At 33.1% G+C, this 25,728-nt stretch carries 24 protein-coding genes; 12 read left to right on the top strand and 12 right to left on the bottom strand.

Annotated elements, in window-relative coordinates; genetic code table 11:
• Positions 1-313: 313 nt before the first annotated feature.
• Positions 314-1,645 (bottom strand): glucose-6-phosphate isomerase, encoded by a 1,332-nt coding sequence (locus HMPREF2663_RS10160; protein WP_001831993.1) that lies wholly within the window; start codon positions 1,643-1,645, stop codon positions 314-316.
• A 346-nt stretch (positions 1,646-1,991) separates the two neighbouring features.
• Between HMPREF2663_RS10160 and HMPREF2663_RS10155 the strand changes: the two genes are divergently transcribed.
• The 3 genes from HMPREF2663_RS10155 to HMPREF2663_RS10145 all read left to right on the top strand — a co-directional run bounded on the left by HMPREF2663_RS10155 (position 1,992) and on the right by HMPREF2663_RS10145 (position 5,777).
• Entirely contained in the window at positions 1,992-3,197 is a 1,206-nt protein-coding gene (locus HMPREF2663_RS10155; protein ID WP_002457188.1) for an argininosuccinate synthase, read from the top strand.
• On the top strand, positions 3,187-4,578 hold the full coding sequence (gene argH / locus HMPREF2663_RS10150; protein WP_002457189.1) for an argininosuccinate lyase: 1,392 nt from the start codon (positions 3,187-3,189) through the stop codon (positions 4,576-4,578). Before HMPREF2663_RS10155 ends, argH begins: the two co-directional genes overlap by 11 nt.
• A 149-nt stretch (positions 4,579-4,727) precedes the next feature.
• The gene (locus HMPREF2663_RS10145; protein ID WP_002487075.1) at positions 4,728-5,777 is read left to right on the top strand and encodes a glycerophosphodiester phosphodiesterase; all 1,050 of its coding nucleotides are present in this window, start codon (positions 4,728-4,730) and stop codon (positions 5,775-5,777) included.
• A gap of 191 nt (positions 5,778-5,968) precedes the next feature.
• Here the strand turns inward: HMPREF2663_RS10145 and HMPREF2663_RS10140 are convergent, their stop codons facing one another.
• The 5 genes from HMPREF2663_RS10140 to HMPREF2663_RS10120 form a co-directional block, all read right to left on the bottom strand.
• On the bottom strand, positions 5,969-7,213 hold the full coding sequence (locus HMPREF2663_RS10140; protein ID WP_001831995.1) for a Glu/Leu/Phe/Val family dehydrogenase: 1,245 nt from the start codon (positions 7,211-7,213) through the stop codon (positions 5,969-5,971).
• Positions 7,214-7,321: 108 nt separating this feature from the next.
• Positions 7,322-8,512, bottom strand: a complete 1,191-nt coding sequence (locus HMPREF2663_RS10135; protein ID WP_070846361.1) for an ornithine--oxo-acid transaminase — start codon at positions 8,510-8,512, stop codon at positions 7,322-7,324.
• Positions 8,513-8,844: 332 nt separating this feature from the next.
• Positions 8,845-9,972 carry an NADH-dependent flavin oxidoreductase gene (locus HMPREF2663_RS10130; protein WP_002487073.1) on the bottom strand — a complete coding sequence of 376 codons (1,128 nt, stop codon included), beginning with the start codon at positions 9,970-9,972 and terminating at the stop codon, positions 8,845-8,847.
• A gap of 321 nt (positions 9,973-10,293) precedes the next feature.
• Positions 10,294-10,674 (bottom strand): S1 domain-containing post-transcriptional regulator Ygs, encoded by a 381-nt coding sequence (gene ygs, locus HMPREF2663_RS10125; protein WP_001831918.1) that lies wholly within the window; start codon positions 10,672-10,674, stop codon positions 10,294-10,296.
• A gap of 463 nt (positions 10,675-11,137) precedes the next feature.
• On the bottom strand, positions 11,138-11,731 hold the full coding sequence (locus HMPREF2663_RS10120) for a peptidylprolyl isomerase (RefSeq protein ID WP_001831922.1): 594 nt from the start codon (positions 11,729-11,731) through the stop codon (positions 11,138-11,140).
• A gap of 65 nt (positions 11,732-11,796) precedes the next feature.
• Here HMPREF2663_RS10120 and HMPREF2663_RS10115 point away from each other — a divergent pair, with 65 nt between their 5' ends.
• The 9 genes from HMPREF2663_RS10115 (at position 11,797) to HMPREF2663_RS10075 (ending at position 19,589) form a co-directional block, all read left to right on the top strand.
• The gene (locus HMPREF2663_RS10115) at positions 11,797-12,177 is read left to right on the top strand and encodes a kinase-associated lipoprotein B (RefSeq protein ID WP_002446044.1); all 381 of its coding nucleotides are present in this window, start codon (positions 11,797-11,799) and stop codon (positions 12,175-12,177) included.
• A 193-nt stretch (positions 12,178-12,370) separates the two neighbouring features.
• Positions 12,371-14,776: a Na+/H+ antiporter subunit A gene (locus HMPREF2663_RS10110; RefSeq protein ID WP_070846359.1), complete on the top strand. Its 2,406-nt coding sequence runs from the start codon at positions 12,371-12,373 to the stop codon at positions 14,774-14,776.
• A complete protein-coding gene (gene mnhB1 / locus HMPREF2663_RS10105; protein ID WP_002446042.1) occupies positions 14,769-15,197 on the top strand; it encodes a Na+/H+ antiporter Mnh1 subunit B in 429 nt (142 codons plus the stop codon). The genes HMPREF2663_RS10110 and mnhB1 overlap by 8 nt, the downstream gene beginning before the upstream one ends.
• Positions 15,197-15,544: a Na+/H+ antiporter Mnh1 subunit C gene (mnhC1, locus tag HMPREF2663_RS10100; RefSeq protein ID WP_001831949.1), complete on the top strand. Its 348-nt coding sequence runs from the start codon at positions 15,197-15,199 to the stop codon at positions 15,542-15,544. Before mnhB1 ends, mnhC1 begins: the two co-directional genes overlap by 1 nt.
• The gene (mnhD1, locus tag HMPREF2663_RS10095; RefSeq protein ID WP_070846357.1) at positions 15,531-17,027 is read left to right on the top strand and encodes a Na+/H+ antiporter Mnh1 subunit D; all 1,497 of its coding nucleotides are present in this window, start codon (positions 15,531-15,533) and stop codon (positions 17,025-17,027) included. The genes mnhC1 and mnhD1 overlap by 14 nt, the downstream gene beginning before the upstream one ends.
• A 1-nt stretch (position 17,028) precedes the next feature.
• Positions 17,029-17,508: a Na+/H+ antiporter subunit E gene (locus HMPREF2663_RS10090; protein ID WP_002457195.1), complete on the top strand. Its 480-nt coding sequence runs from the start codon at positions 17,029-17,031 to the stop codon at positions 17,506-17,508.
• Positions 17,508-17,801, top strand: a complete 294-nt coding sequence (gene mnhF1, locus HMPREF2663_RS10085; protein WP_001831940.1) for a Na+/H+ antiporter Mnh1 subunit F — start codon at positions 17,508-17,510, stop codon at positions 17,799-17,801. Before HMPREF2663_RS10090 ends, mnhF1 begins: the two co-directional genes overlap by 1 nt.
• Positions 17,779-18,135 carry a Na+/H+ antiporter Mnh1 subunit G gene (mnhG1, locus tag HMPREF2663_RS10080; protein ID WP_046044560.1) on the top strand — a complete coding sequence of 119 codons (357 nt, stop codon included), beginning with the start codon at positions 17,779-17,781 and terminating at the stop codon, positions 18,133-18,135. Before mnhF1 ends, mnhG1 begins: the two co-directional genes overlap by 23 nt.
• Positions 18,136-18,434: 299 nt before the next feature.
• Positions 18,435-19,589, top strand: a complete 1,155-nt coding sequence (locus HMPREF2663_RS10075; protein ID WP_002495800.1) for an NAD(P)-binding domain-containing protein — start codon at positions 18,435-18,437, stop codon at positions 19,587-19,589.
• A 58-nt stretch (positions 19,590-19,647) separates the two neighbouring features.
• Here the strand turns inward: HMPREF2663_RS10075 and HMPREF2663_RS10070 are convergent, their stop codons facing one another.
• The 6 genes from HMPREF2663_RS10070 to HMPREF2663_RS10045 form a co-directional block, all read right to left on the bottom strand.
• Positions 19,648-20,022 (bottom strand): hotdog fold thioesterase, encoded by a 375-nt coding sequence (locus HMPREF2663_RS10070; RefSeq protein ID WP_001831899.1) that lies wholly within the window; start codon positions 20,020-20,022, stop codon positions 19,648-19,650.
• Positions 20,023-20,044: 22 nt separating this feature from the next.
• Positions 20,045-21,361 carry a Na+/H+ antiporter family protein gene (locus HMPREF2663_RS10065; protein ID WP_002485997.1) on the bottom strand — a complete coding sequence of 439 codons (1,317 nt, stop codon included), beginning with the start codon at positions 21,359-21,361 and terminating at the stop codon, positions 20,045-20,047.
• 185 nt (positions 21,362-21,546) lie between these two features.
• Positions 21,547-23,028 (bottom strand): M17 family metallopeptidase, encoded by a 1,482-nt coding sequence (locus HMPREF2663_RS10060; RefSeq protein ID WP_070846355.1) that lies wholly within the window; start codon positions 23,026-23,028, stop codon positions 21,547-21,549.
• Positions 23,029-23,348: 320 nt separating this feature from the next.
• Positions 23,349-24,557, bottom strand: coding sequence for an NAD(P)/FAD-dependent oxidoreductase (locus HMPREF2663_RS10055; protein WP_002457198.1), 1,209 nt, complete (start codon positions 24,555-24,557; stop codon positions 23,349-23,351).
• 269 nt (positions 24,558-24,826) lie between these two features.
• Complete coding sequence (locus HMPREF2663_RS10050; RefSeq protein WP_002446034.1) at positions 24,827-25,186, bottom strand: HesB/IscA family protein; 360 nt, start codon at positions 25,184-25,186, stop codon at positions 24,827-24,829.
• A 29-nt stretch (positions 25,187-25,215) separates the two neighbouring features.
• Positions 25,216-25,461, bottom strand: a complete 246-nt coding sequence (locus HMPREF2663_RS10045) for a YuzB family protein (protein WP_001831896.1) — start codon at positions 25,459-25,461, stop codon at positions 25,216-25,218.
• Positions 25,462-25,728: the final 267 nt, after the last annotated feature.

Genomic DNA, 25,728 nt, shown 5'->3' with positions numbered 1-25,728 from the left:
GTCTTTGATTGTTCGGACAAATGAATTCATCGTTAATTTAGTTTAGTAATGTTTATTAAATTATACAAAAGTGCCTTATTTTTATAAAATATTTTAGTGTAAAATTTCATATAAACACAAAGTATTTTGGCGAGACTCTTGAGGGAACAGGACAAGCTGAAGACTACAGGCTGAAGCTGTCCCCTAAGAAAGCGAGCCAACAATACGAAGTATTGTAAATAAAGAAGCAGTAAATGAATTTATAGAAAACTCATTTACTGGCTATTTTGCTAGGAATTATGTCCTAAACTCATTTTTTAAGTTCAACTTGAAATTATAAACGATTTTCTAATTCTTTTTTCTTATCTTCAAAGCCTGGTTTACCTAATAGCGCAAACATGTTTTGTTTATAGGCTTCAACTCCAGGTTGGTTAAATGGATTAACACCTAATTGATATCCACTCATTGCACAAGCTAATTCAAAGAAATAAACAACATACCCAAATGTTTCTTCATCTAACTGAGGAATATTTACAACGATATTTGGAACGCCACCATCAGTATGTGCAAGTAATGTACCTTCAAATGCTTTTGTATTCACTTCATCGATTGATTTGCCAGCAAGATAGTTCAGTCCGTCTAAATCATCTGCATCTTCTTCAATTTTGATATCATGTTTTGGATGGTTGACCTTAACCACTGTCTCGAATAAGAAACGACGGCCCTCTTGAACGTATTGTCCTAAGGAATGTAAATCAGTTGTGTAATTCGCACTTGATGGATAAATACCTTTGAAATCTTTCCCTTCTGATTCACCGTATAATTGTTTCCACCATTCGTTGAAATACTGCATAGACGGTTCGTAATTAATTAACATTTCAGTAGTATAACCTTTGCTATATAGAATATTTCGAATAGTTGCGTATTGATATGCGATATTTTGATCTAGATCATCAGAAGATAACTCTTCACGTGCCTTAGCCGCACCAATCATGATTGATTCGATATTGATACCTGCAGTTGCAATTGGTAGTAATCCTACAGCTGTAAGAACAGAATAACGACCTCCCACATCATCAGGTACAACAAACGTTTCATAACCCTCATTGTCTGCTAATTGTTTAAGTGCACCTTTAGATTTATCTGTCGTTGCAAAAATACGTTTCTTAGCTTCATCTTTTCCATATTTTTCTTCAACCAATTGTTTAAATAATCTAAATGCAACTGCTGGTTCTGTCGTAGTACCTGATTTTGAAATAACGTTAACTGAAAAATCTTTTCCTTGTAAATAATCTAATAATTCTTTTGTATAACTTGAAGATAAATGATTACCTACAAATACAATTTCAGGGTATTCCGTATTTGTTCTAAATGAAGATGTAAGCATCTCAATTGCAGCACGTGCACCTAAGTATGAACCTCCAATACCGATAACAACAAGTACATCGGAATTTGATTTGATACGTTTAGATGCTTCGACGATTCTAGAAAATTCTTCTTTATCATAATCAACAGGTAAATCTAACCAACCTAAAAAGTCATTACCTGCTCCTGTACCTTTATGAATAGTTTGGTGGATAGTTTTAACAATATCCTTTTGCTGATCAAGTTCATGTTTGTCAAAAAATTCTAAAGTTTTGCCATAGTCTAATTGAATGTGAGTCATCTTATTGCCTCCTGTTATAAGTACTTATACTAATTCTACTAAGTTTAGATGCGCTATTCAATTCTGAAGGCTAACTTATCAAAGGAAATTGCTTTTTTATTTAACCTTTCCATTCATAAAAAAAGTTATTTTTAATATCAAAAGTCGCACTACCACTCCAAATATACAATTTACAGAAATTTTAAAATATACAAGAATGCCCTTATACCAGTGTTTAAAACTAAAAATTCAAAGATAATTAGATCCAAAAAATGAATATTTATGTAGAAAAATGGTTTTGTTTTCATTATCAATCTGATATGATAGATGCATATTGATAATCATAAAAATTATTTGAGGTGTAAATATGAAAGATAAAATCGTTTTAGCATATTCAGGTGGTTTAGATACAAGTGTTGCAGTTCAATGGCTCATTGATAAAGGATATGACGTAGTTGCTTGCTGTCTTGACGTAGGCGAAGGTAAAGATTTAGACGTTGTATATCAAAAAGCTTTAGACATGGGCGCAGTCGAATGTCATATTATTGATGCAACTAAAGAATTTAGTGATGATTATGTAAGTTATGCTATTAAAGGAAATTTAATGTATGAAAATGCATATCCTCTAGTTTCAGCATTATCACGTCCACTCATCGCAAAAAAACTGGTTGAAATTGCTGAAAAAACAAATTCAATAGGTATAGCACACGGATGTACTGGTAAAGGGAATGACCAAGTGCGTTTCGAAGTGGCAATCAAAGCGTTAAATCCTAAGTTAAAAGCATTTGCACCTGTTCGTGAATGGGCTTGGAGCAGAGAAGAGGAAATTGATTATGCAATTAAACATAATATTCCTGTTTCAATCAATCATGACTCACCATACTCAATCGACCAAAACTTATGGGGTAGAGCTAATGAATGTGGTATTTTAGAAGATCCTTATGCCGCTCCTCCAGAAGATGCATTTGATTTAACTACACCTTTAGAAGAAACTCCAGATGAAGCAGACGAAATTATCCTTACATTTAAGCAAGGTATTCCAGTACAAGTTGATGGCAAAGAGTATCAATTAGATGATCTTATTCTTTACTTAAATCAACTTGCTGGTAAACACGGTATTGGTAGAATTGATCATGTTGAAAATAGAATGGTCGGAATAAAATCTAGAGAGATATATGAAACACCAGGTGCTGAAGTGATTTTAAAAGCACACAAAGCACTAGAAACGATTACATTAACAAAAGACGTAGCGCACTTTAAGCCTGTCATTGAAAAACAATTTTCAGAACAAATATACAATGGTTTGTGGTTCTCACCATTAACAGATAGCTTAAAACTCTTTATCGATAGTACTCAACAATATGTTGAAGGCGATGTGAGAATTAAATTATTTAAAGGAAACGCTATTGTCAATGGCAGACAATCTCCTTACACTTTATACGATGAAAAATTAGCTACTTATACAAAAGAAGATGCTTTCAATCAAGAGGCAGCAGTAGGTTTCATTGATATTTATGGTTTACCTACACAAGTTAATGCATTACTTCACGGGGGGTATAGTAATGAGCAATAAAGCTTGGGGTGGCAGATTTGAAACTCAACCCGAAGAATGGGTTGATGATTTCAATGCGTCAATTGATTTTGATAAAAATTTAATTAAACAAGATGTTCAAGGTAGTATTGCACATGCAACTATGCTCGCTAAACAACATATTATTACAGATGATGAAGCTCAATCCATCATTAATGAGCTTAAAAATATTCAACGTGACTTTGAAGAAGGTCAACTTGAATTTAAAGCTTCTCTCGAAGATATTCATCTTAATATTGAACACGAGCTTATTCAACGTATTGGCGAAGCTGGTGGAAAACTGCATACTGGTCGTAGTCGTAATGATCAAGTTGCCACAGATATGCATTTGTATACTAAAGAACAAGTTCAATACATTATTGAACTTATAACGTCGTTTCAACAAACGATTGTTCAATTAGCAGACCAGCATGTTGACACAATTATGCCTGGATATACGCATTTACAACGCGCACAACCCATCTCGTTCGCACATCATATTATGACTTACTTTTGGATGTTAGAAAGAGATAAAGGTAGATTCGTGGATAGTCTTAAACGTATAGATATCTCACCATTAGGTGCTGCAGCTTTAAGTGGAACTACACACCCTATAGATAGACATCTGACTCAAGAACTTCTAGGATTCGCAAATCTGTATGAAAATAGTTTAGATGCGGTCAGTGATCGTGACTATATCGTTGAAACATTGCATCATATTTCACTCACTATGGTGCATCTATCACGCTTTGCAGAAGAAATCATTTTTTGGTCGACTGATGAAGCAAAATTCATCACTTTATCAGACGCGTTTTCTACTGGCTCATCTATTATGCCACAAAAGAAAAACCCTGATATGGCAGAACTAATAAGAGGAAAAGTAGGACGTACTACAGGACACTTGATGAGTATGTTAGTAACACTTAAAGGCTTACCGTTAGCTTATAATAAGGACATGCAAGAAGATAAAGAAGGTTTATTTGATGCTGTACACACACTTAAAGGATCTCTTAGAATCTTCGAAGGTATGGTTGCATCTATGAAAGTTAATTCAAATCGTTTAAATCAAACAGTAAAAAATGACTTTTCAAATGCAACAGAATTAGCAGACTATTTAGTCAGTAAAAATATACCTTTTAGAACCGCTCACGAAATCGTTGGTAAAATCGTATTAAATTGTATTCATAAAGGTATTTACCTATTAGACGTACCTTTAAGCGAATATCAAGAACATCATGAAAATATTGAGGAAGATATATATGATTATTTAACACCAGAAAATTGTCTTAAGCGTCGTCAAAGCTATGGTTCAACTGGTCAAGAATCTGTAAAACATCAACTAAAAGTCGCAAAAGCATTATTAAAAGACAACGGATCAAAATAGTTATTAAAAATTATATCCATCTAAAATTACAAAAATTTAATTTTGTATTAAGTTATCAAAGTTTATATAAAAAAACTGTAAAATTCCCTTTCATCCTTTCAAATTGATGTACGTTTAAGTAGACATACTATTTTTGAAAGGATGTTTTTATGTTTAAGTCTAAGAAAATGATCATTTCAACTTTATCTTCCGTTACTCTAGGTTTAGCTAGTTTAAGTTCCCCTACGATAGCTGAAACTTCGAACCACTCCTCATCACCAAACCAATCAGAGAAATCTATACAACAACACACAAATATTCCATCTAATATGAATCAATCATCAGCTAAAACATTTAAACGACAAGCTGAATCAGACTCAGTAAGTGGTAAAACAAACGATACTCATAATCATTGGGCTAAAAATTTAACTGGGGAGAAATTTACAACTATTGCACATCGTGGCGCAAGTGGTTACGCCCCAGAACATACTTTTGAAGCATATGATAAAAGTCATAATGAATTAGGAGCATCTTACATAGAAATCGATTTACAACGTACTAAAGATGGTCACTTGGTTGCTATGCACGACGAAAAGGTCAATCGTACGACTAATGGCCATGGACGTGTCGACCAGTTTACTTTAAAAGAGTTAAAACAACTTGATGCAGGAAGCTGGTTTAATCGAAAGCATCCTGAATATGCCAAAAATAAATATAAAAATGCTAAAGTTCCTACTTTAGACGAAATTTTAAATCGCTACGGCAAAAATGCAAACTATTATATTGAAACTAAATCGCCAGATGTTTATCCTGGCATGGAAAAGCAATTATTAGATACATTAGATAAACATGACTTGTTAACACAAAAATCACTTAAACATGGACATGTGATGATCCAATCATTTTCAGGGAGTAGTTTAGAAAAGGTACATCACATGAACGCCAATATACCACTTATTAGACTAATGAATAAATTTGAACTTAAAAAAGCTTCTAATCAAGATTTAAAAAATATTAAATCTTATGCCATTGGAGTAGGTCCTGAATACACTGATTTAAATATTAAGAACACAAGACATTTAAAAAATTTAGGATTTTTAGTTCATCCTTATACAGTTGATGATGAAAATCAAATGAGAAACTTAAATCAATATGGTGTTGATGGTGTATTCACTAATTATGCTGATAGATATAAAAAAGTTTCAGAAACACAACAATAAAATATTAGCGTTGAGTTGAACTGACTTCATAATGATTTTATCATCGCATTTTACTTAAGAACATTTGAGAAAGCATTACTTTTAACATTAACTTACTATTAATAAAGTTATCAATTGCATAAACATGATAAAAACCCTAGGACTATCAACTGATGTCTCAGGGTTTTCATCATATACTTATAATATTTTTCTTATGCCCAACCTCTATATCTTGCCGCTTCAGCAGTACGTTTAATACCTACTATATATGCTGCTAACCTCATATCAATTTTTCTATTTTGTGACAATTCATAAATCGTATCAAATGCTGTTACTAACTTTTCACGTAGTTTGTCATTGACTTCTTCTTCAGTCCAATAATAACCTTGATTATTTTGTACCCACTCGAAATAAGATACAGTCACACCCCCTGCACTTGCAAGTACATCCGGCACTAGTAATATATCTCTTTCTGTTAAAATACGTGTTGCTTCAGGTGTCGTAGGGCCATTAGCAGCTTCAACAACAATACTTGCTTTAATATCGTGCGCATTATCTTCAGTGATTTGATTAGAAATTGCAGCAGGAACAAGGATGTCACAATCCAATTCGAATAATTCTTTGTTAGAAATTGTATCTTCGAATAGATTTGTAACTGTACCGAAGCTATCACGTCGATCTAATAAATAATCTATATCAAGTCCATTAGGGTCATGTAAGGCTCCATATGCATCACTTATACCAACTACTTTAGCACCTAAATCGTATAAGAATTTAGCTAAGAAACTACCTGCATTGCCGAAACCTTGAATCACAATTTTGGCATCTTTAATATCCATGCCACGACGTTTTGCCGCTTGTTCAATTGCAATGACTACACCTAAAGCTGTAGAGCGATCACGTCCTTGAGATCCACCTAATACAATAGGTTTGCCTGTTATAAAACCTGGCGAATTAAATTTATCTAATGCACTATACTCATCCATCATCCAAGCCATAATTTGAGAGTTTGTAAAAACATCTGGTGCTGGAATATCTTTGTTAGGGCCAACAAATTGAGATATAGCCCTTACATATCCTCGAGATAAACGCTCAACTTCGTGTATACTCATTTGACGCGGATCACAAACAATACCGCCTTTACCCCCACCATAAGGTAAATTAACAATGCCACATTTTAAAGTCATCCACATTGATAATGCCTTCACTTCTTCTTCATCAACTTCTGGATGGAAACGAACGCCACCTTTAGTAGGGCCAACTGCATCATTATGTTGTGCACGGTATCCAGTAAATGTTTTAACTGTCCCATCGTCCATTCGTACTGGAATGCGCACTTGTAAAAATCTAATTGGTTCTTTTATAAGGTCATACATACCATCATCAAAGCCCAATTTGTGTAATGCTTCTTTAATAATCCCTTGAGTGGAAGTTACTAAATTATTATTCTCAGTCATGATCCTATTCGCCTCTTTTTACTAAATGATTTCGCTTTCATTCGTAATTGTAACACAATTGAAAGCATTTTAAAGATTTTCTAAATTAATTGTTACAACTATTTGAACCTATGCAAATACACTCTTAATCTTCTCTAAAGCCATGTCTAACTTTTCTTTCGTTATCACTAATGGAGGTGCAAATCTAATAACGGTGTCGTGAGTTTCTTTACATAATAATCCTTGTTCTTTCAAAGCTTTACAATATGGTCTGGCACTTTCATGTAATTCAATACCGATAAATAATCCTCGTCCCCTAACTTCTTTAATAGATGGATGCTCAATTTTTTTCAATTCAGACTTAAAATATTCTCCTAATTCTAATGAACGACCAGGTAAATCCTCGTCAATAATGACATCTATAGCTGCAATAGAAACTGCACACGCTAGTGGATTTCCACCAAATGTAGAACCATGTGAGCCAGGAGTAAATACATCTAATACCTCATTATCTGCAAGAACTACCGAGATAGGAAATACCCCTCCACCTAACGCTTTTCCTAAAATATAAACATCCGGTTTTACATGATCCCAATCCGTTGCAAATAATTTTCCTGAACGTCCTAATCCTGCTTGAATTTCATCAGCAATAAATAAAATTTGATGTTCATCACATAATTCTCTAATTGTTTTCAAATATCCTTCTGGTGGTACGTTAATCCCTGCTTCTCCCTGTATAGGTTCTACTAAAATTGCTGCTGTATTTTTATTAATTGCTGCTTTTAATTGATTAACGTCACCAAACTCAACTTTTCGAAAGCCATCTAACAATGGACCATAGCCTCGTTGATACTCAGCTTCTGAAGACAACGATACTGGTGCCATCGTACGTCCATGGAAATTACCATTAAAGGCGATTATTTCAGCTTTGTTCGGCTCAATACCTTTAACATCATAAGCCCAACGACGAGCAGCTTTTAAAGCTGTTTCAACCGCCTCGGCTCCTGTATTCATAGGCAATGCTTTATCTTTACCTGCGAGTTTACATATTTTCTCATACCATTGACCTAAATTATCACTATGAAAAGCCCGTGATACTAACGTGACTTTATCTGCTTGATCTTTCAATGCTTGAATAATTCTTGGGTGTCGATGACCTTGATTCACTGCCGAGTAGGCCGAAAGCATATCCATATACGTGTTACCTTCCGGATCTTTCACCCATACACCCTCTGCTTCAGAAATAACAATTGGAAGTGGAACGTAGTTATGCGCCCCATAGTGATTTGTTAAGTTAATAATTTTTTCAGATTGAGTCATAAAATCTCCCCTTCGTTTTCGAATAAAAACTTATTAACAATATCATAACTGATTTCTATCGACTCTCAAACTTATTTTTTAATATAACAATAAAATGAATCAATATCGTCATAAACGACAAATTGAATTGTATGAAACAGACTAAATCTTGATGCAAAACATATATGTAAGCCCTTACATTTATAATGACATAACGACTCAATCATTGACAAGTTATATCGTTAATAAACATTAATTTCAATAAAGTAAAAATCATAAAATGCTCTATAATAAAAACCCCTAATGTTGGTTTAACATTAGGGGGAATAGATACATTCAGATATACCATTCAATTATTTGTCTTTTCGAGGTAACGGGTAGAACCCTTGATTAAACTGTTCCCAAAGATTTGGTGTTAGATAATGTTGGTCTTCACGATTAGGATCAAAAGCATTTATAATTTCATCTTCTCGTCCTTCTTTAATTTTAGCAACAAAATCATAATCAAGTAGAATTTCACGACCTAATGCAACAAATTCAACTCCAATGTTCTCAACAGCATTTAGTGCATCTTCAGCTGTAAAGACAGAACCTATACCAATAAGTGGCATACGTCCATTTATCCATTGATGAATAAGTTTCAAGCGATTTTCACCTTTATATTTACCTTCTCGCGTCACTGAGTTAACATCCATTAATGACACATGAATATAATCAAGTGGTTTATTTGCGATTTGGTGAATTAATTCTTCAGTTATCTCCATTGAAATACCTGGTGATTCCGCTTCTTCAGGTGACAATCTATAACCAATAATAAAATCATCATTTGCATGAGCTTTTTTAGCTTTAACAACTTCATCTATAACAGCAACAGGGAATTTATAGTTATCAGCCCAAACATCATTTCTTCTATTATAGTAAGGAGAAACAAATTGGTGAATAAGATAATGGTTTGCGCCATGAATTTCAACGCCATCAAAACCTGCTTCAATTGCTCTTCTAGTTGCTTCACCAAAGTCTCTAATAGTTTGTTCAATTTCTTCAGCAGTCATCTCACGAGCATCATGTTCTTCTTGCTGACCAAAACTTTTAAGAGAAATAGCACTTGGTGCAACAACATCTCCATCAGGTGTTAACTCTGGTAAAGCTTGAGCACCTCCATGATGAATTTGGACTATTGCTTTCGCACCATTTTTCTTCATAACTTGAGCAAGTTCTTTTAACCCTTCGATATCTGAGTCATGTGCAACAGAAGGTTGACCAGGAAATGCTTTACCTACATCATTGACATTACTTGCGGCATTAATTGCAATCCCTACATCTTTGGAACGTTTCTCAATGTAAGGTAATTCTATATCCGAAATTGTTCCATCATCATTTGATGAAGTATGTGTAAGAGGAGCTAAAACAAAACGATTTCTTACCTCAACACCATTAGGTAGTGTTAAAGATTTAAATAAAGGTTCATATTTATTATTCATATTTTTAATACTCTCCTTGCTTAATGATGTTATGACTATAGCATGCTAGTTACATACTATTCTAATTATTTGCTTACAAATTATTTATTCCCCAATTATAAAAATGTTAAGAATAGTTAATTACATTCAACAAATAAATAATAATTGTCTAAAATTCTTTTATTTCCCCATATTGAAATCATCGTTTATCCAAAATAATTGTTAAATTTAATTAATAAAAAACGACAATCCTAACAACACATTGTTGTTTAAAGATTGTCGTTATCATGTGATTGATTACATATATCGTAACATCACATGTTGGCACGAATTGACAGTCGTTTAGTCATTGTGAATTGCACGTTTTGACTGTTTGATCCAGACCGGTAAGCGTTCTTTAAGTGTTTGAAACCCATACTTTTCTGTTTCTCTAATTTCATCTAAGACAGACTGTTTTTCTTTTTTACGCTCATAATTTTTAAAGTAATCATTATCTTTTAAGGACAAATTTAATTTACCTTCATCATCAATTGATAATATTTTTGCTTTAACAACCTGTCCTTCAGATAGAAATTTCTTTAAGTTATGGACATAATCATCCATAATTTCTGAGATATGGATAAGCCCTTCAGTATGGTCAGGGGTCTCAACAAATGCGCCATACGGTTGAATACCAGTCACACGTACCTTGATATGTTGACCTACTTTGTAGTGATGATTCAACTTGATAACCCCTTATTTCGATTTTCTTAACACTCATATCATAGCATAAATCAAATATCTCGACTAACTATAACCATAATAAAATTCATTAAATTTAAAAACTGGATCCTTATTGTATTGTTTTGCAAATGAATCTATAAACTCATGGATTAAAATTATCATTCAAATATATATTTTTTTATTAGATTTAATGAGTAAAGAGCATTGGAATTCGAATTGTGAAATATTACATCAAACCCTTTTACATTGTCTATAGCATTTTATTCTAAGAATCAAGGTAAAGTTAAAAATACTTTGGTATCATTTTCTAACCAAGTTATCAATTATCATTATATTAAAATACCTGAGACAAAATTTGCCTCAGGTTATAAATTATTGATTGGATTTTATCTCTGAAAATAAATGCTGACTTCATACACTTTATACAATACAACAAAACTTATAGTTGCAATTAATGAATAAATTATTCTTCTACATCTATCGATTCAATGACTACATCATAAACAGGTTTGTCTTGAGCACCAACTTTAGTATTTGCAATATCTTCTAAAGTTGATTCACCCTCAATCAGTTGACCAAATACTGTATGTTTTTGATCTAACCATGGTGTACCACCTTTTTCACCATATGCTTCTACAATAGGTTGAGGCCATCCACCATCTGCTAATTGACTTAACATATTTTCAGGCACTTCCTTCATTTGGACAATAAAGAATTGAGATCCATTTGTATTAGGACCTGCATTAGCCATTGATAATGCCCCGTAAAGGTTAAAAGCTTCTAGAGAAAATTCATCTTCAAAAGCACTACCATAAATACTTTCTCCGCCCATACCAGTTGCAGTTGGGTCCCCACCTTGTACCATAAAATCATTGATAACACGGTGGAACGTTACACCATCGTAGTACCCATTTTTTGAATGTGTCACAAAGTTTTCAACTGTCTTTGGAGCAATGTCGGGAAATAATTTAAATGTCATGTCACCTTTATTTGTATGCATAACTACTTTAATTTCGTTATCTTGAATCTCTTTATTTAACTGCGGATAGTTCGTCATTTCAATTCTCCATTCGTGTTATGATATAAACATATATTAACATATATGAAAGGAAGTAATATAGGATGTTATATCGATTTTCTCACAAGACAGGCGTTTATGGTGTAAGTATCAAAGAGGAAACTGGAAATCAAATACTCGTACAAGTTGAACAAGTAATCAAACATCCCAAACAAGGTGATTTACACCATCCCAATGAAACAGAAGGCGTCTTTTTTCATGAACGTAAAGCTTTAAGCCATTTTGAGAAACGTTACGCAACACCTTCTCAACTTCGTGAGTTTAATGTCGAGGTCATACCTTATGAAGACTCACTTCAACATGCTATTACACATCTTGAGAATCAATTAAAAAAAGAGGAGACAACGTATTCACGATTGTCTTTAAATAATTTAAATCGTTTAAAAGAAGATTACGCTATTCAATATAAAAGACACTTCGACTAATCCATATTAAAACTTTAGTAATAAAGCGAAATAATTATTCATATAGTTAAAATTTTTGAATAAATTTTGACGAGTTTCTTCTTATTTAAAAGAGTCTTTAAATCAAGAGCTTCAAGGAGTTACATAGTTTTTCAGAAGAAGCGCATTGATGTATAATATGTGTCGTAAATAAATTTTAAAGGAGGAAAACATAGTGAGTTTGTTACATATTGCGGTACTATTACCGTTAATATTTGCACTCATTATTCCATTCCTATACAGGTTCGTTAAACGTATACACTTAGGATGGTTTGTATTACCTGTTCCTATTGTCTTATTTATATATTTCATATCATTGATTTCAATGACGATGTCAGGTAATAACGTAATGAAAAACTTAAATTGGATGCCACATATTGGAATGAATTTCAATTTATATGTGGATGGTCTCGGATTATTATTCAGTTTGCTTATCACTGGCATAGGAAGTCTAGTGGTTTTATATTCTATCGGATATTTAAGCAAATCAGAACAACTCGGGAATTTTTACTGTTATTTATTACTATTTATGGGTGCAATGTTAGGAGTTGTACTCTCTGATAATTTTATTATTTTATATTTATTTTGGGAGTTAACTTCTTTCTCTAGCTTTTTATTAATTTCTTTCTGGAAAGAAAAAAAAGCTTCAATTTATGGTGCTCAAAAATCTTTAATCATTACCGTATTAGGTGGCTTGAGCATGCTAGGCGGTATCATTTTACTTTCCCTAGCTACTGATACTTTTAGTATTCAGGCTATGATTTCAAAAGCAAGTGACATTCAAAATAGTCCTTTCTTTATCTTAGCAATGATACTTTTTATGATTGGTGCATTTACAAAATCTGCACAAGTACCTTTTTATATTTGGTTGCCAGATGCTATGGAGGCGCCTACGCCAGTAAGTGCATACCTTCACTCTGCAACGATGGTAAAAGCAGGACTATATTTAATCGCAAGAATCACACCTATTTTTGCAATATCCGAAGGTTGGGTATGGACAATTACACTTGTTGGTTTAATCACCCTATTCTGGGCATCACTTAATGCAACAAAACAACATGATTTAAAAGGTATTTTAGCTTTCTCAACTGTGTCTCAACTAGGGATGATTATGTCTATGCTTGGTATTGGTGCTGTAAGTTATCATTATCAAGGCGCTAATAGTCAACTTTATGTTGCTGGATTTGTTGCTGCCATATTTCATTTAATTAATCATGCCACATTTAAAGGTGCACTATTTATGATTACAGGTGGTATTGATCATTCAACTGGTACACGTGATGTTAAAAAGTTGGGCGGTTTACTTACAATTATGCCTATCTCATTCACGCTTACAGTTATTACAACATTAAGCATGGCTGGTGTACCGCCTTTTAATGGCTTTCTATCAAAAGAGAAATTCTTAGAGTCGATGATTAATGTTACACATTTAAATTTAATGAGTTTAAATACTTTAGGTATACTTTTACCAATTATTGCCATTATCGGTAGTATTTTCACATTTGTATATTCAATTAAATTTATATTGCATATATTCTTTGGTTCTTATAAACCTGAAGCACTGCCAAAACAAGCACATGAATCTTCAATGTTAATGCTTATTTCACCTATCATTTTAACATCACTAGTTATAGTATTCGGTTTATTCCCAAGTATATTAACGCAATCTATTATAGAGCCGGCATCTGAAGCAGTTAGTCAAACGTCAAATATCACTGCTGAGTTCCATTTATTCCATGGTATAACTCCAGCATTCTTATCAACAATAGGTATTTATATTATAGGTATTTTATTGCTAATTTCATTTAGTTATTGGATTCGTTTATTACAAGCACATCCATATCAGTTAACGTTGAATCATTGGTATGACACTTCAGGCCGACGTATTCCAGGATATTCCGAAAATATAACAAATAGTTATGTTACAGGTTTTTCTAGAAATAATTTGGTGATTATCTTAGGTATTCTCATTGCTTTAACTTTTGTTACAGTCATCAGTGTACCCTTCAGTATTGACTTTAAAAACGTGAGTCATTTACGCGTATTTGAAGGTGCAACAGTATTGTTTTTACTGATTGCTTCAACTTTCATTATATTTGCAAAATCACGTTTGTTTAGCATTATCATGTTAAGCGCTGTGGGTTACGCTATATCAGTATTATTTATTTTCTTTAAAGCGCCCGACTTAGCATTAACACAATTTGTAGTGGAATCTATTTCTACAGCATTATTCTTACTATGCTTTTATCACCTACCTAATTTAAATCGCTACAATGAAAAACCTACTTTTAAACTGACAAATGCTGTAATTTCAATTGGAGTAGGATTATCAGTGATTATTTTAGGATTAATTGGCTATGGTAATAGACACTTTGAATCTATTACTAAATTCTACCAAGAACATGTTTTTGATTTAGCACATGGTAAAAATATGGTAAATGTCATTCTCGTAGATTTCCGTGGTATGGATACTTTATTCGAGTCATCTGTACTAGGTATTGCAGGTTTAGGCGTATATACAATGATTAAATTACGATTAAAACAAAAAAATCAATCAAGTGAGGTGAATGACCATGAATAGACAACAAAATAACCTTATGTTTCAATACGCTGCCGTGATTATTTTCTTCATGGTCATTGTGTTCGGCTTTTCACTATTTTTAGCCGGACATTATACACCAGGTGGCGGTTTCGTTGGTGGTTTGCTTTTCGCTAGTGCATTATTAGTTATTACAATTGCATATGATGTAAAAACTATGAGAAAGATTTTTCCTTTAGATTTTAAAATCTTAATTGGTATTGGTTTATTATTTTGCGTGGGTACACCATTAACAAGTTGGTTCATGTCTAAAAACTTTTTTACACATGTCACTTTTGACATCCCTTTGCCTTTACTTGAACCTATGCACATGACGACAGCGATGTTTTTTGATTTTGGTGTTTTATGTGCAGTTGTAGGAACTATTATGACTATAATTATTTCGATTGGAGAGAACGAATAGTGGAAATTATCATGATCTTTGTTAGTGGTATTCTCACATCTATAAGTGTCTATCTCGTTTTGTCTAAAAGTTTGATACGTATCATTATGGGGACTACACTACTAACTCATGCCGCAAATTTATTTTTAATTACTATGGGAGGTTTAAAACACGGAACTGTTCCAATATTTGAAAAAGGAACATCAAGCTATGTTGACCCTATCCCTCAAGCATTGATTTTAACAGCTATCGTTATCGCCTTTGCTACAACAGCCTTCTTCCTAGTTCTTGCATTTAGAACATATAAAGAACTAGGCACAGATAACGTTGAGCTAATGAAAGGAGCGCCAGAAGATGATAGAGAGTAACTTGCTTATTTTAACTTTAGTCATACCTATCCTAACTGCAATTTTACTCATATTTATTGGAAAGCGCCCAATAATAAAAAGATATGTTGCACTTGTCGGTACATTGTTAACATTAGTCGTTGCATTGATTAACTTAAAGAATGTGCTACGAGACGGACCAATCAAGGTTGAACTGGGCTCTTGGAAAGCCCCATACAGTATTGTATTTGTAGTCGATATTTTTAGCGCTCTACTCATCATCACAAGTATTATTATTACCATTTTAGTCATTTTATACTCATATCGTTCTATCGGTTTAGATAGAGAACGCCATTATTATTATTTCTCTATCATGTTTATGTTGATTGGTATTATTGGCTCATTTACAACAGGAGATATTTTCAACTTGTTTGTGTTCTTTGAAGTCTTTTTAATGTCTTCATATTGTTTACTCGTTATTGGTACTACTAAAATACAATTACAAGAAACAATTAAGTATATTTTAGTCAATGTTGTTTCATCATCTTTCTTTGTCATGGGTGTTGCAGTTTTATATTCAGTAGTAGGAACTTTAAATCTCGCTCATATTAGTGAAAGATTATCACAACTTTCTGTGCATGACAGCGGCTTAGTCAATATTGTTTTTATTTTATTTATCTTTGTCTTTGCCACTAAAGCAGGCGTTTTTCCTATGTACGTATGGCTACCTGGTGCTTATTATGCTCCTCCAGTAGCGATCATCACGTTCTTTGGCGCACTATTGACTAAAGTAGGTGTATACGCAATTGCGAGAACTCTAAGTTTATTCTTTAATAACACAGTAAGCTTTTCTCATTATGTCATCCTTTTCTTAGCATTACTTACAATTATTTTTGGATGTGTAGGTGCAATAGCTTACTATGATACGAAGAAAATCATCCTTTATAATATTATGATTGCAGTCGGTGTCATATTAGTTGGTGTTGCTATGATGAACGAATCAGGCATGACTGGTGCAATATATTACACACTACATGATATGTTAGTTAAAGCTTCATTGTTCTTACTCATTGGCGTCATGTACAAAATCACTAAAACGACTGACTTACGTCATTTTGGTGGCTTGATTAAAGGATATCCTATTCTAGGTTGGACATTCTTTATTGCATCTCTAAGCTTAGCGGGTATACCACCTTTTAGTGGTTTTTATGGTAAATTCTACATTGTTCGAGCGACCTTTGAAAAAGGATTTTATCTAAGTGGTATCATTGTACTTTTATCAAGTTTAATCGTGTTATATTCAGTCATACGTATTTTCTTAAGAGGATTTTTCGGTGAAGTTGAAGGATATACTTTATCCAAAAAGGTAAATGTTAAATATCTAACAACTATCGCCGTCGCATCTACAGTGATTACTGTAGTCTTTGGATTATCTGCAGACGCATTATTCCCAATCATCAAAGATGGTGCTGAAACGTTTGTCGATCCAAGTCAATATATTCATAGTGTGTTAGGAGGTAAATAGTTTGGCTATACAGTTTGTAATTAATTTACTTGTTTCTGTCATATGGTTACTTGTAACAAATAGCTATACCTTAAATAACTTTGTATTGGGTTTTATACTAGGATTATTTCTAGTTTATCTCCTGCACCGTGTCTTGCCTGGTCAGTTTTATTTAGTGAGAATATATAGAATTGTGATGCTTATCATTACATTTTTAACTGAGTTAATAAAAGCAAACTTTGGTGTACTCAAAATTATTCTCAAACCACGAATTGAGAATAAACCCGGATTCTTTGTGTACGAGACGGAATTAGAAAGTGACTGGCAACTTGTTTTACTTTCCAATTTGATTACGTTAACACCCGGCACAGTCGTTTTAGGTATTAGTGATGACCGTAAAAAGATTTATATCCACTCAATTGATTTCAGTACAAAGGAAGAAGAGATTCAAAGTATCAAATCTTCATTAGAGAAGGTCGTTAGAAAGGTAGGCGAGAAATAATGCCTTTTAAAATATTTATTATTACAGCCTTAATTATTGTTGTCTTATCAATGTTAGCAATGTTAATACGTGTTATTTTAGGACCCTCTCTAGCAGACCGTGTCGTTGCACTTGATGCAATTGGTTTACAGTTAATGGCCGTGATAGCGCTATTTAGTATTTTACTGAATATTAAATACATGCTCGTCGTTATTTTAATGGTCGGTATTCTTGCATTTCTAGGAACTGCAGTCTTTTCTAAATTTATGGATGAAGGTAAGGTGATCAAGCATGATAGCAACGATCGTCACTAGTATATCTATCATATTTGTTGTTCTTGGAGCTTTGATCAGTGCCTTTGCTGCAACGGGTCTCATTCGATTAAGGGATGTTTACTCAAGAGCACATGCAGCTGGTAAAGCAGCCACACTGGGTTCGATGTTTTTACTATTTGGAGCATTTTTATACTTTATTGGTACTGAAGGATATGTAAATATGCAATTAATTATCGGAATTATTTTCGTATTTATTACTGGTCCCCTTTCAAGTCATTTAATCATGAAAGCTGCCTATAACATTAAAACACCGTATACCAAAGATACTAAAATTGATGAAATTAAAGAGGATATGAAGCATACAAAGCTATAATTCATACTTTTAAGAGTTTTATACCAAAATCAAATTCAATATTTACTAATTTTTTTAAATCGATAATATGATTAATACCTGGAACATTAGTTCATGTTCCAGGTATTTTATTGTAATCTACTACTGAGTTGAAATCTTAATATGCCTTAAATTTCTTAATTTTCCTACCCATTACTTCAAATTTTACATTAAAATTGTTTTGCTCCTCTTTAAATAAAAATGACACTTTGTAACTCTTTGCAAGTTGTGGTATGATTTAAATCGTAATTATTACGTTTTGAAAGTAGAGGGGCGATTCAATGCATTGGACAATTATTGGTGGTGGCTTACAAGGAACCACCATTGCACTTAAATTAAAAAATGAAGGACTAAAAAATGAGGAGCTTACTATCATAGATCCTTACTCCTCATTATGTGAGCGTTTTAATATTTATACACAACGTATTAGTATGCCATACTTAAGATCGCCTTTCGTTCATCATATTCATCCTAAACCTTTTCATCTCAAACAATATGCTAGATATCATCAGTATACTTCAGCTTATTACGGCCCGTATAAACGTCCTCAAAGAGATATGTTTATGCATCATGTTCATGATTTGATACATCAATTTAAACTTAATGATTGTCATATACAAGGTAAAGTCGAAGCTATTAATAAATCAAGAGGTAAATGGTGTATAAAACTATCAACAGGCGATAAAATGGTTACCGATTGTGTTGTGATAGCAAATGGTTATACGCAAACGCCATTCATACCTGAAATTTTCAGAAATAAAGCGAATGTAAAACACATATTTGCTGATAATTATCATGCCTCTTTAGATAAAGATACTCAACATGTTGTTGGTTCAGGTATATCTGCTGCCCACCTCACTTTAAAATTATTAAATGAACACAATCACCAACTTGTTCATTTATGGATGAATAAAGATATTGAGATACACGATTTTGATGCTGATCCTGGTTGGTTAGGACCAAAGAAAATGAACCATCTTGCATCTATATCCTCTTCAGATGCAAGAATGAAGTTAATTGAAGACGAGCGTCATAGCGGTTCAATGCCTATGGAATTATTTTTAAGGTTAAAGAAATATGTGCAAAGTGGTCGACTCGTCATACATATGAGTCAAATTGATGATGTAACAGAATCCTATATTATCGCTGCTGGAAAATATTTTGAATATAAGCATATTCTGTTAGCTACCGGATTTTATAATCAATTATTAACACAACCACTCATTAAAAACCTTATTCAAAACGAACAAGCACCACTCAATCATTCAGGTTATCCTTCTTTGTCAAACGAACTAGAATGGTTAAATCAATTATTCGTAGCTGGTGGACTCGCAGATTTAGAACTAGGTCCTTTTGCAAGAAATATAATGGGCGGTAAAGAAAGCGCTGAACGCATAAGTAAAGCATATAAACGTTTAAATAAGAAAATCTCATAAACAAACACCCCGATTAGATTGTGTAGAATTCACAATTTAATCGGGGTGTTCTGTTACATTATTGAATAGGTTTAATAGCAATCGTACCACGCATGACACTGATTAATTGGTCATGGTCATCTTTGATATCAATATTCCAAACTTGTGTTGTTTTTCCTTGATGTATTAAAGAAGCAAACGCTCTCACATGTCCTTGTCGAGTTGAGCGAATATGATTTGCATTCATTTCTAAACCTAGTGGAATGAATTGCTGCGTATCAATCAAATGAGCAGCACCTATCGAACATGCTGTTTCACCTAAAGCTAAACTCGCACCACCATGTAAATAGCCAAAGGGTTGCTTTACTTTATCTGTCACAGGCATAGACACTACTACTTTACCATCTTCTTTTTGTTCAATCTTCATTTCAAATGTTTCTAAAAGATTGGTCATAGTTCACACCTCATTTCAGTAGTTATAGTACCATAGCTGCTATCGTACCAAAAACCATAAGGGGAACATTATAAAATAAGAAATTCGGGATACATGTATCACGAATATGATCATGTTGTCCATCCATATTCAAACCGGCTGTCGGTCCAAGTGTAGAATCACTTGCTGGAGAACCTGAATCACCTAAAGCACTTGCTGTACCAATTAAAGCAATAAGAGCCATTGTGTCTAAACCAATTGATGCTCCAAAAGGTATAAATAATGAAGCAATAATAGGTATTGTTGCAAAAGAGGAACCAATACCTAATGTTACAATAAGTCCAATGAGGTACATGACGATAATACTAATCAATTTATGATCTCCAGTTAATCCTGTTAAACTCTTGACTAAGCTATCTATATCACCTGTTGCATTCATCACGCCAGCAAACCCATTAGCTGTTAGTATCACTACACCAATATAAGCCATTAATTTGACTCCATCTACAAATTGTTCATCGAGTTCATACCAACGATAAGCTCTTGAAACAAAGAAAACAAGTACCCCAGCTAACGCACCAAAAATCATAGAATCTGTAAATGTCTGTACTAAAAACGTAGCTAGTATGGCAATGACAGTAACAATTAGCACATAAGGTTTGAGTTCCGAAATTGTTTCTCGATCATTTACATTACGTTGTTCATAAACGCGTGGCTTTCTATAAACAATAAATCCAAGTATGAGACCCACAACATATCCCATTGAAGGTATTAACATCGCCTTCCATATCATATTCATCTCAATTGGATGGTTTGCTTTTTGAAAACCACTTTGAATGATTTGATGGAAAATTTGACCGAAACCATAAGGTAAGAGCACGTAAGGAAAACACAAACCAAATCCTATTACTAAAGCAATAAGTCTGCGATCAATTCTTAAATCGTTAAACAAACTCACAAGCGGAGGTATTACAATTGGAATAAAGGCAATATGTACAGGAATTAAGTTTTGACTCATGATACTCATTGCTAACAATGCAATGATAATAATTATTTTAACCTTAACTCGGGAAAGTCTACTATTCTCAGCATGAATACTTGCAATAATTTTACCGACAAGATAATCAGTTATACCACTATAGGAAATCAAAGCAGCAAAACCACCGAGTAACGCATAACTTAATGCGACTTCTGCGCCATCTACTATATTTTTTCCAAAAACATTAATTACTTTTTCTAAATTCATACCTGATATTAATCCACCGACAAGTGCACTAATAAATAAGCTAATGACCACATTTAATCGACATAAACAGAGTATGATCATTAATATGACTGCGATTACAACAGCATTTATCATTCCGCCTCACCCTTTATCACTCTATCGAACTAAAGTATTTATAAAATACATACTAGCAAGACATATATTTAATGTCAATGTTAAAAAAGACTCAACGATTATATACATTTAGTTATATTTAGTTGATTATTTTCAATAACTGAAATATAACACCTAAAAATGTAATAAGTTGAGTCTATATAACTTTATTTATATTTTTGTTGTAACCACTCTACAACTGTAGGTATAATGTAACCTGTCGGACCCTTTGGACCTTTATATGTAGCACTTTTAATTGTTGCAGGGCCTGCGATATCAAAGTGAATGTGTGGGATGTCACCACTAAAATGCGAAATAAATGCTGCTGCAAACAATGCTTTTCCTTGACCGTTCGTATGATTGACTAAATCTGCGACATCTGATTGTTTAATTAAATGTCTTTCAGTCTCTGTAATAGGTAATTCGAATACTTTTTCGTCTACATGACGTGCAACTGTTAATAAGTTTTTAAGTTCATTTTCAGCATGAGATTGGAAAGCAGCCGCCTTGTCATCACCTAAAGCTACAATCGCTGCACCCGTTAATGTAGCAAAATCAAGAATTAGTTGTGGTTTAAATTGTGTTGCATAGAATACTGCGTCACCTAAAACCATTCTACCTTCAGCATCACTATTCAACATTTCTACCGTTTCACCATTAAGCGCAGTAAATACATCATCTGGTTTCATCGAAGATTCACCAATCATATTTTCAGCTGAAGCGATCACTCCTACAATATTTACAGGTAGCTTTTGCTTAGAAATCGCATCAACCATACCAATAACATTGGCCGCACCGCACATATCATATTTCATAGTTTGCATACCTATCTTAGACTTAATACTATATCCACCGGAATCATATGTAATGCCCTTACCCACTAATGAAATAGGTGGTTCATCAGCTTCTGCACCATAATATGATAACGTAATTAATCTCGGACCATGATTAGAACCTTTACCTACTGCATGTATTAATCCAAATCCTTCATCTATAATTTGTCGGTGATCTTTGATATCTACACTAACGGAACTCCCTTCGAAATGCTTTTTTATTTCTTCGGCAAAATATTGGGGTGTTAAAATATTCGGAGGCATTTGACTTAGTTCACGAGCATAGTTTATAGATTTACCCAATTGTTGGCCTTCGTTAATCTTCGTTTCTATATTATGCTCTGTCGTTTGTATATAGACTCTACCTTGGTATGGAGGCTTTTTATCCGATTTATAATGGTCAAATTCAAAGATAGATTGTGCACTTTGTAAACCTAAAGTTTGACAAATTTCAATAATGTTACCATATTTAGATTTGAAAGTATCTAACAATAATTCACAATCCGTTACATGAACGTCTTTTAAATATTGAAACAACTGACCCCAAACTTTTAATAAACGTTGATATGATAAAATTTTTAAGTTTCCTAGTCCTACAGTTAATAATCTTTTGGGCTTTTCATCAATATAAATAAGCGTTGATGATATTTTGCCGATTGAGCTATTGATGACATGATATTGTTTTAATGTTTCTAATCGCTCTTTAATTAACGTCTTATGATATTTTATCTCACCTAATTGGTTGAGGTGATCTGGCACACCCACCACAATCGTTTCAATTGATGTTGGCGTATCTTGATTAATAAAAAATTGCATATAGATCCTCCGTTCCTCATTATGTATAACAATAATTATAAGTTATGAACACCACAATATTAAACAAAACCACTTTTTACTCTAACTCTAAATAAAAAGCATTTTTGTTTAATTAAGTGTGAAATTCTTCTTCATCATATTTTTTTGATAAAAAATAACCTGAGACAATCATTTTGTCCCAGGTATAATTAAAATATAAACAATCGATGACAAAATTAATTTGAGTTGTTTACATATTTTAACTCTAGTCATCTTTGCTAAGGGAGACAATAAATTATGTCTCGTACCTTTTTATTGTATTTTTAATGTCTATTACTTGATTAAAATTTCCCTTTTTTAAAGGCTAATCCTATGCCACCAAGTTTGTAAATCGCACGAGTATCAATAACTTTCTTCAAGAATGCTGCTTTTTTACCAGCGATATCTCTACCATATACAATTCCAACACCATCATTAGTACCTAATGAACATACAGTTCCACGGTTAACATATTGGAAATCTTGTGTTGATTCACCATTTAATAAACGTTTAATGTTGCTAGCAGTATGCTCACCTTGTTGCATAGCAATTTGAGCTGTTGTTGGTAATGGACGCTCTTCACCAGCTGGAATAAACGCTGAACAATCTCCTATAACGAAGATGTCATTATGACCTTCAATGGTTAAATCTTGTTTATTGATAATGCGTCCACGTTTAACACCTTCAAATGATTCTTCCATTAAATGACTTCCACGCACTCCAGCAGTCCATACAGAAGTTCCAGCTTCTAACTGTTGTTTTTCTCCATTGACTTCAACAACGAAACCTTTTTCATTACAAGCGACAATAGGTGTTGCAATTTTGAATTCTACTCCACGGTCTTCTAAATATTTTACTGCATAACTAACTAAGTCGTCTGAGAACATCGGTAACATTTTAGGTGCTGCTTCAACACATGTTAACTTCACTTTACTTTGATCAACACCATATTTACTGCATAATTCAGGAATTCTATCAGTTAATTCACCTAGAAATTCAATACCTGTAAATCCAGCTCCCCCAACTAAAATAGATAAATCTTTATCATCTTTTTCTTTAGAAGCAGCATAATTTGCGAACTTATCTTCAATGTGACGAGACAACTTACGAGAAGTTAAAACGTTCTCAATTTGGAAAGCATGTTCTTTCATACCATCAATGCCAAATGTTTCGCTAACAAAACCTAGTGCAACAACTAAGATATCAAAGTCATAAACACCCTTATCAGTTTCTACGCGTTTAGCATTACGATCAATTTTTGTTACCTCAGCAACAACAAAATTCACTTTATCTTTGTTGACAGTTTTCTCAACAGGATACAATAAATCTTCATAATTAATCGTACCGGCAGAAGCTTCATGCAACCAAGTTGATTCATAATGATATTCATTCTTATTAATTAAAGTAATTTCCGCTGCATCAGCAGAAAGTTCCTTTTGCAATTTAGTTACAGTTTGTAAACCAGCATAACCTGCACCTAATACGAGCACTTTCTTACGATCTTGAGCCATCTCTAATTCACCTAAGCTTTCATAATATTTTAACCAACCAACAATGTAGATAAAGGCTATAAACATATGACAAGCCAAATTGTCTCTTTCTTTATAGTCTTAGTCAACATTTAAAATTTTCAAGTCTTTTTTGGGTTTTGCTCTTCAGTTGTTCACATAAAAGACACTTTTAATCTAGTTTTAATTTTATAGCTTTTACCCTATATTTTCAAGCTACAATAGGGATAGTTTGTGAAAAGTTTAATTTAATTTCGGATGGCAATATGAAGTTAACATTGCTCTGGATTTCCAGCGACTTTAGCTGTTTTAAATGAACTTCCACAACCACATGAGGCAATAGCATTAGGATTGTCTATTTGAAATCCTCCACCCATAAGTGACTGTTTAAAATCAATTGTTGTTCCATTTAATACTGGAGCATCATTTTGGTCTACTAGAACTTTCAAACCATAATATTCGAGAATTTCATCATTTTCACCAGGTTCTGCTTCGGCTGACATACCATAGGTTAATCCTGTGCATCCTCCACCATTTACTTTAATTTTTAAATAACCATCAGACATGTCGTTATTTTTTAACATGTCTTTAACTTCAAATGCTGCAGCTTCAGTTAAAATGACTGTTGGCATATAAAAAACCTCCCATAATTTTTTAATCTCTATAGCAAATTCGTTATATCATTATCTTCGATATGTTGATATATGTTTTTTAATAAATCGTCTGGTGTGTTACCTTCAACAATATCACCATCTACAAGGGCATACAAGCTACTTGCGCATAGACCACAATTTTGTAGACAACCGTATTCAAGGACATCTATATTAGGATCATTTTCTAATTTTTCAAATACAACATCACTGCCTTTGGCCATATTTGAAATACAGAACTCCACTAATGGAAACATAAGTCACCTTCTTATCTTTATTAGTTTAAACATTATAACAAAGTATTCAATGTCCTGACTATCAGTCGGTATGACGATTTTAATTTTGTTTATCTTTTTAAATTTTATAATAATTAAATTGCATTCTACATTTGTTTGTAGTCAATTTGAAAAATAGATATAATAGTCATGCATACAAGTATTTTATTATAACTATCAGGGACTAGGAATCATCTTCATTTAGAGTATTCTAGTAATTTTTGAAAAGGGTTTCAATAAAACAATTTT

This window comes from Staphylococcus sp. HMSC077D08, assembly GCF_001837945.1.
Taxonomy (GTDB): Bacteria; Bacillota; Bacilli; order Staphylococcales; family Staphylococcaceae; genus Staphylococcus; species Staphylococcus epidermidis.
Note: the sequence above shows the minus strand (reverse complement) of the source record. Positions and strands in the feature narration are given on the sequence as shown.

What these genes read in the sequence shown, in the direction of transcription:
- HMPREF2663_RS10160 (WP_001831993.1), bottom strand. Translation starts at nt 1,645, where the DNA reads ATGACTCACATTCAATTAGACTATGGCAAAACTTTAGAATTTTTTGAC.
- HMPREF2663_RS10155 (WP_002457188.1), top strand. Translation starts at nt 1,992, where the DNA reads ATGAAAGATAAAATCGTTTTAGCATATTCAGGTGGTTTAGATACAAGT.
- argH (WP_002457189.1), top strand. Translation starts at nt 3,187, where the DNA reads ATGAGCAATAAAGCTTGGGGTGGCAGATTTGAAACTCAACCCGAAGAA.
- HMPREF2663_RS10145 (WP_002487075.1), top strand. Translation starts at nt 4,728, where the DNA reads ATGTTTAAGTCTAAGAAAATGATCATTTCAACTTTATCTTCCGTTACT.
- HMPREF2663_RS10140 (WP_001831995.1), bottom strand. Translation starts at nt 7,213, where the DNA reads ATGACTGAGAATAATAATTTAGTAACTTCCACTCAAGGGATTATTAAA.
- HMPREF2663_RS10135 (WP_070846361.1), bottom strand. Translation starts at nt 8,512, where the DNA reads ATGACTCAATCTGAAAAAATTATTAACTTAACAAATCACTATGGGGCG.
- HMPREF2663_RS10130 (WP_002487073.1), bottom strand. Translation starts at nt 9,972, where the DNA reads ATGAATAATAAATATGAACCTTTATTTAAATCTTTAACACTACCTAAT.
- HMPREF2663_RS10120 (WP_001831922.1), bottom strand. Translation starts at nt 11,731, where the DNA reads ATGACGAACTATCCGCAGTTAAATAAAGAGATTCAAGATAACGAAATT.
- HMPREF2663_RS10115 (WP_002446044.1), top strand. Translation starts at nt 11,797, where the DNA reads ATGTTATATCGATTTTCTCACAAGACAGGCGTTTATGGTGTAAGTATC.
- mnhB1 (WP_002446042.1), top strand. Translation starts at nt 14,769, where the DNA reads ATGAATAGACAACAAAATAACCTTATGTTTCAATACGCTGCCGTGATT.
- mnhD1 (WP_070846357.1), top strand. Translation starts at nt 15,531, where the DNA reads ATGATAGAGAGTAACTTGCTTATTTTAACTTTAGTCATACCTATCCTA.
- mnhF1 (WP_001831940.1), top strand. Translation starts at nt 17,508, where the DNA reads ATGCCTTTTAAAATATTTATTATTACAGCCTTAATTATTGTTGTCTTA.
- mnhG1 (WP_046044560.1), top strand. Translation starts at nt 17,779, where the DNA reads ATGATAGCAACGATCGTCACTAGTATATCTATCATATTTGTTGTTCTT.
- HMPREF2663_RS10075 (WP_002495800.1), top strand. Translation starts at nt 18,435, where the DNA reads ATGCATTGGACAATTATTGGTGGTGGCTTACAAGGAACCACCATTGCA.
- HMPREF2663_RS10070 (WP_001831899.1), bottom strand. Translation starts at nt 20,022, where the DNA reads ATGACCAATCTTTTAGAAACATTTGAAATGAAGATTGAACAAAAAGAA.
- HMPREF2663_RS10065 (WP_002485997.1), bottom strand. Translation starts at nt 21,361, where the DNA reads ATGATAAATGCTGTTGTAATCGCAGTCATATTAATGATCATACTCTGT.
- HMPREF2663_RS10060 (WP_070846355.1), bottom strand. Translation starts at nt 23,028, where the DNA reads ATGCAATTTTTTATTAATCAAGATACGCCAACATCAATTGAAACGATT.
- HMPREF2663_RS10055 (WP_002457198.1), bottom strand. Translation starts at nt 24,557, where the DNA reads ATGGCTCAAGATCGTAAGAAAGTGCTCGTATTAGGTGCAGGTTATGCT.
- HMPREF2663_RS10050 (WP_002446034.1), bottom strand. Translation starts at nt 25,186, where the DNA reads ATGCCAACAGTCATTTTAACTGAAGCTGCAGCATTTGAAGTTAAAGAC.
- HMPREF2663_RS10045 (WP_001831896.1), bottom strand. Translation starts at nt 25,461, where the DNA reads ATGTTTCCATTAGTGGAGTTCTGTATTTCAAATATGGCCAAAGGCAGT.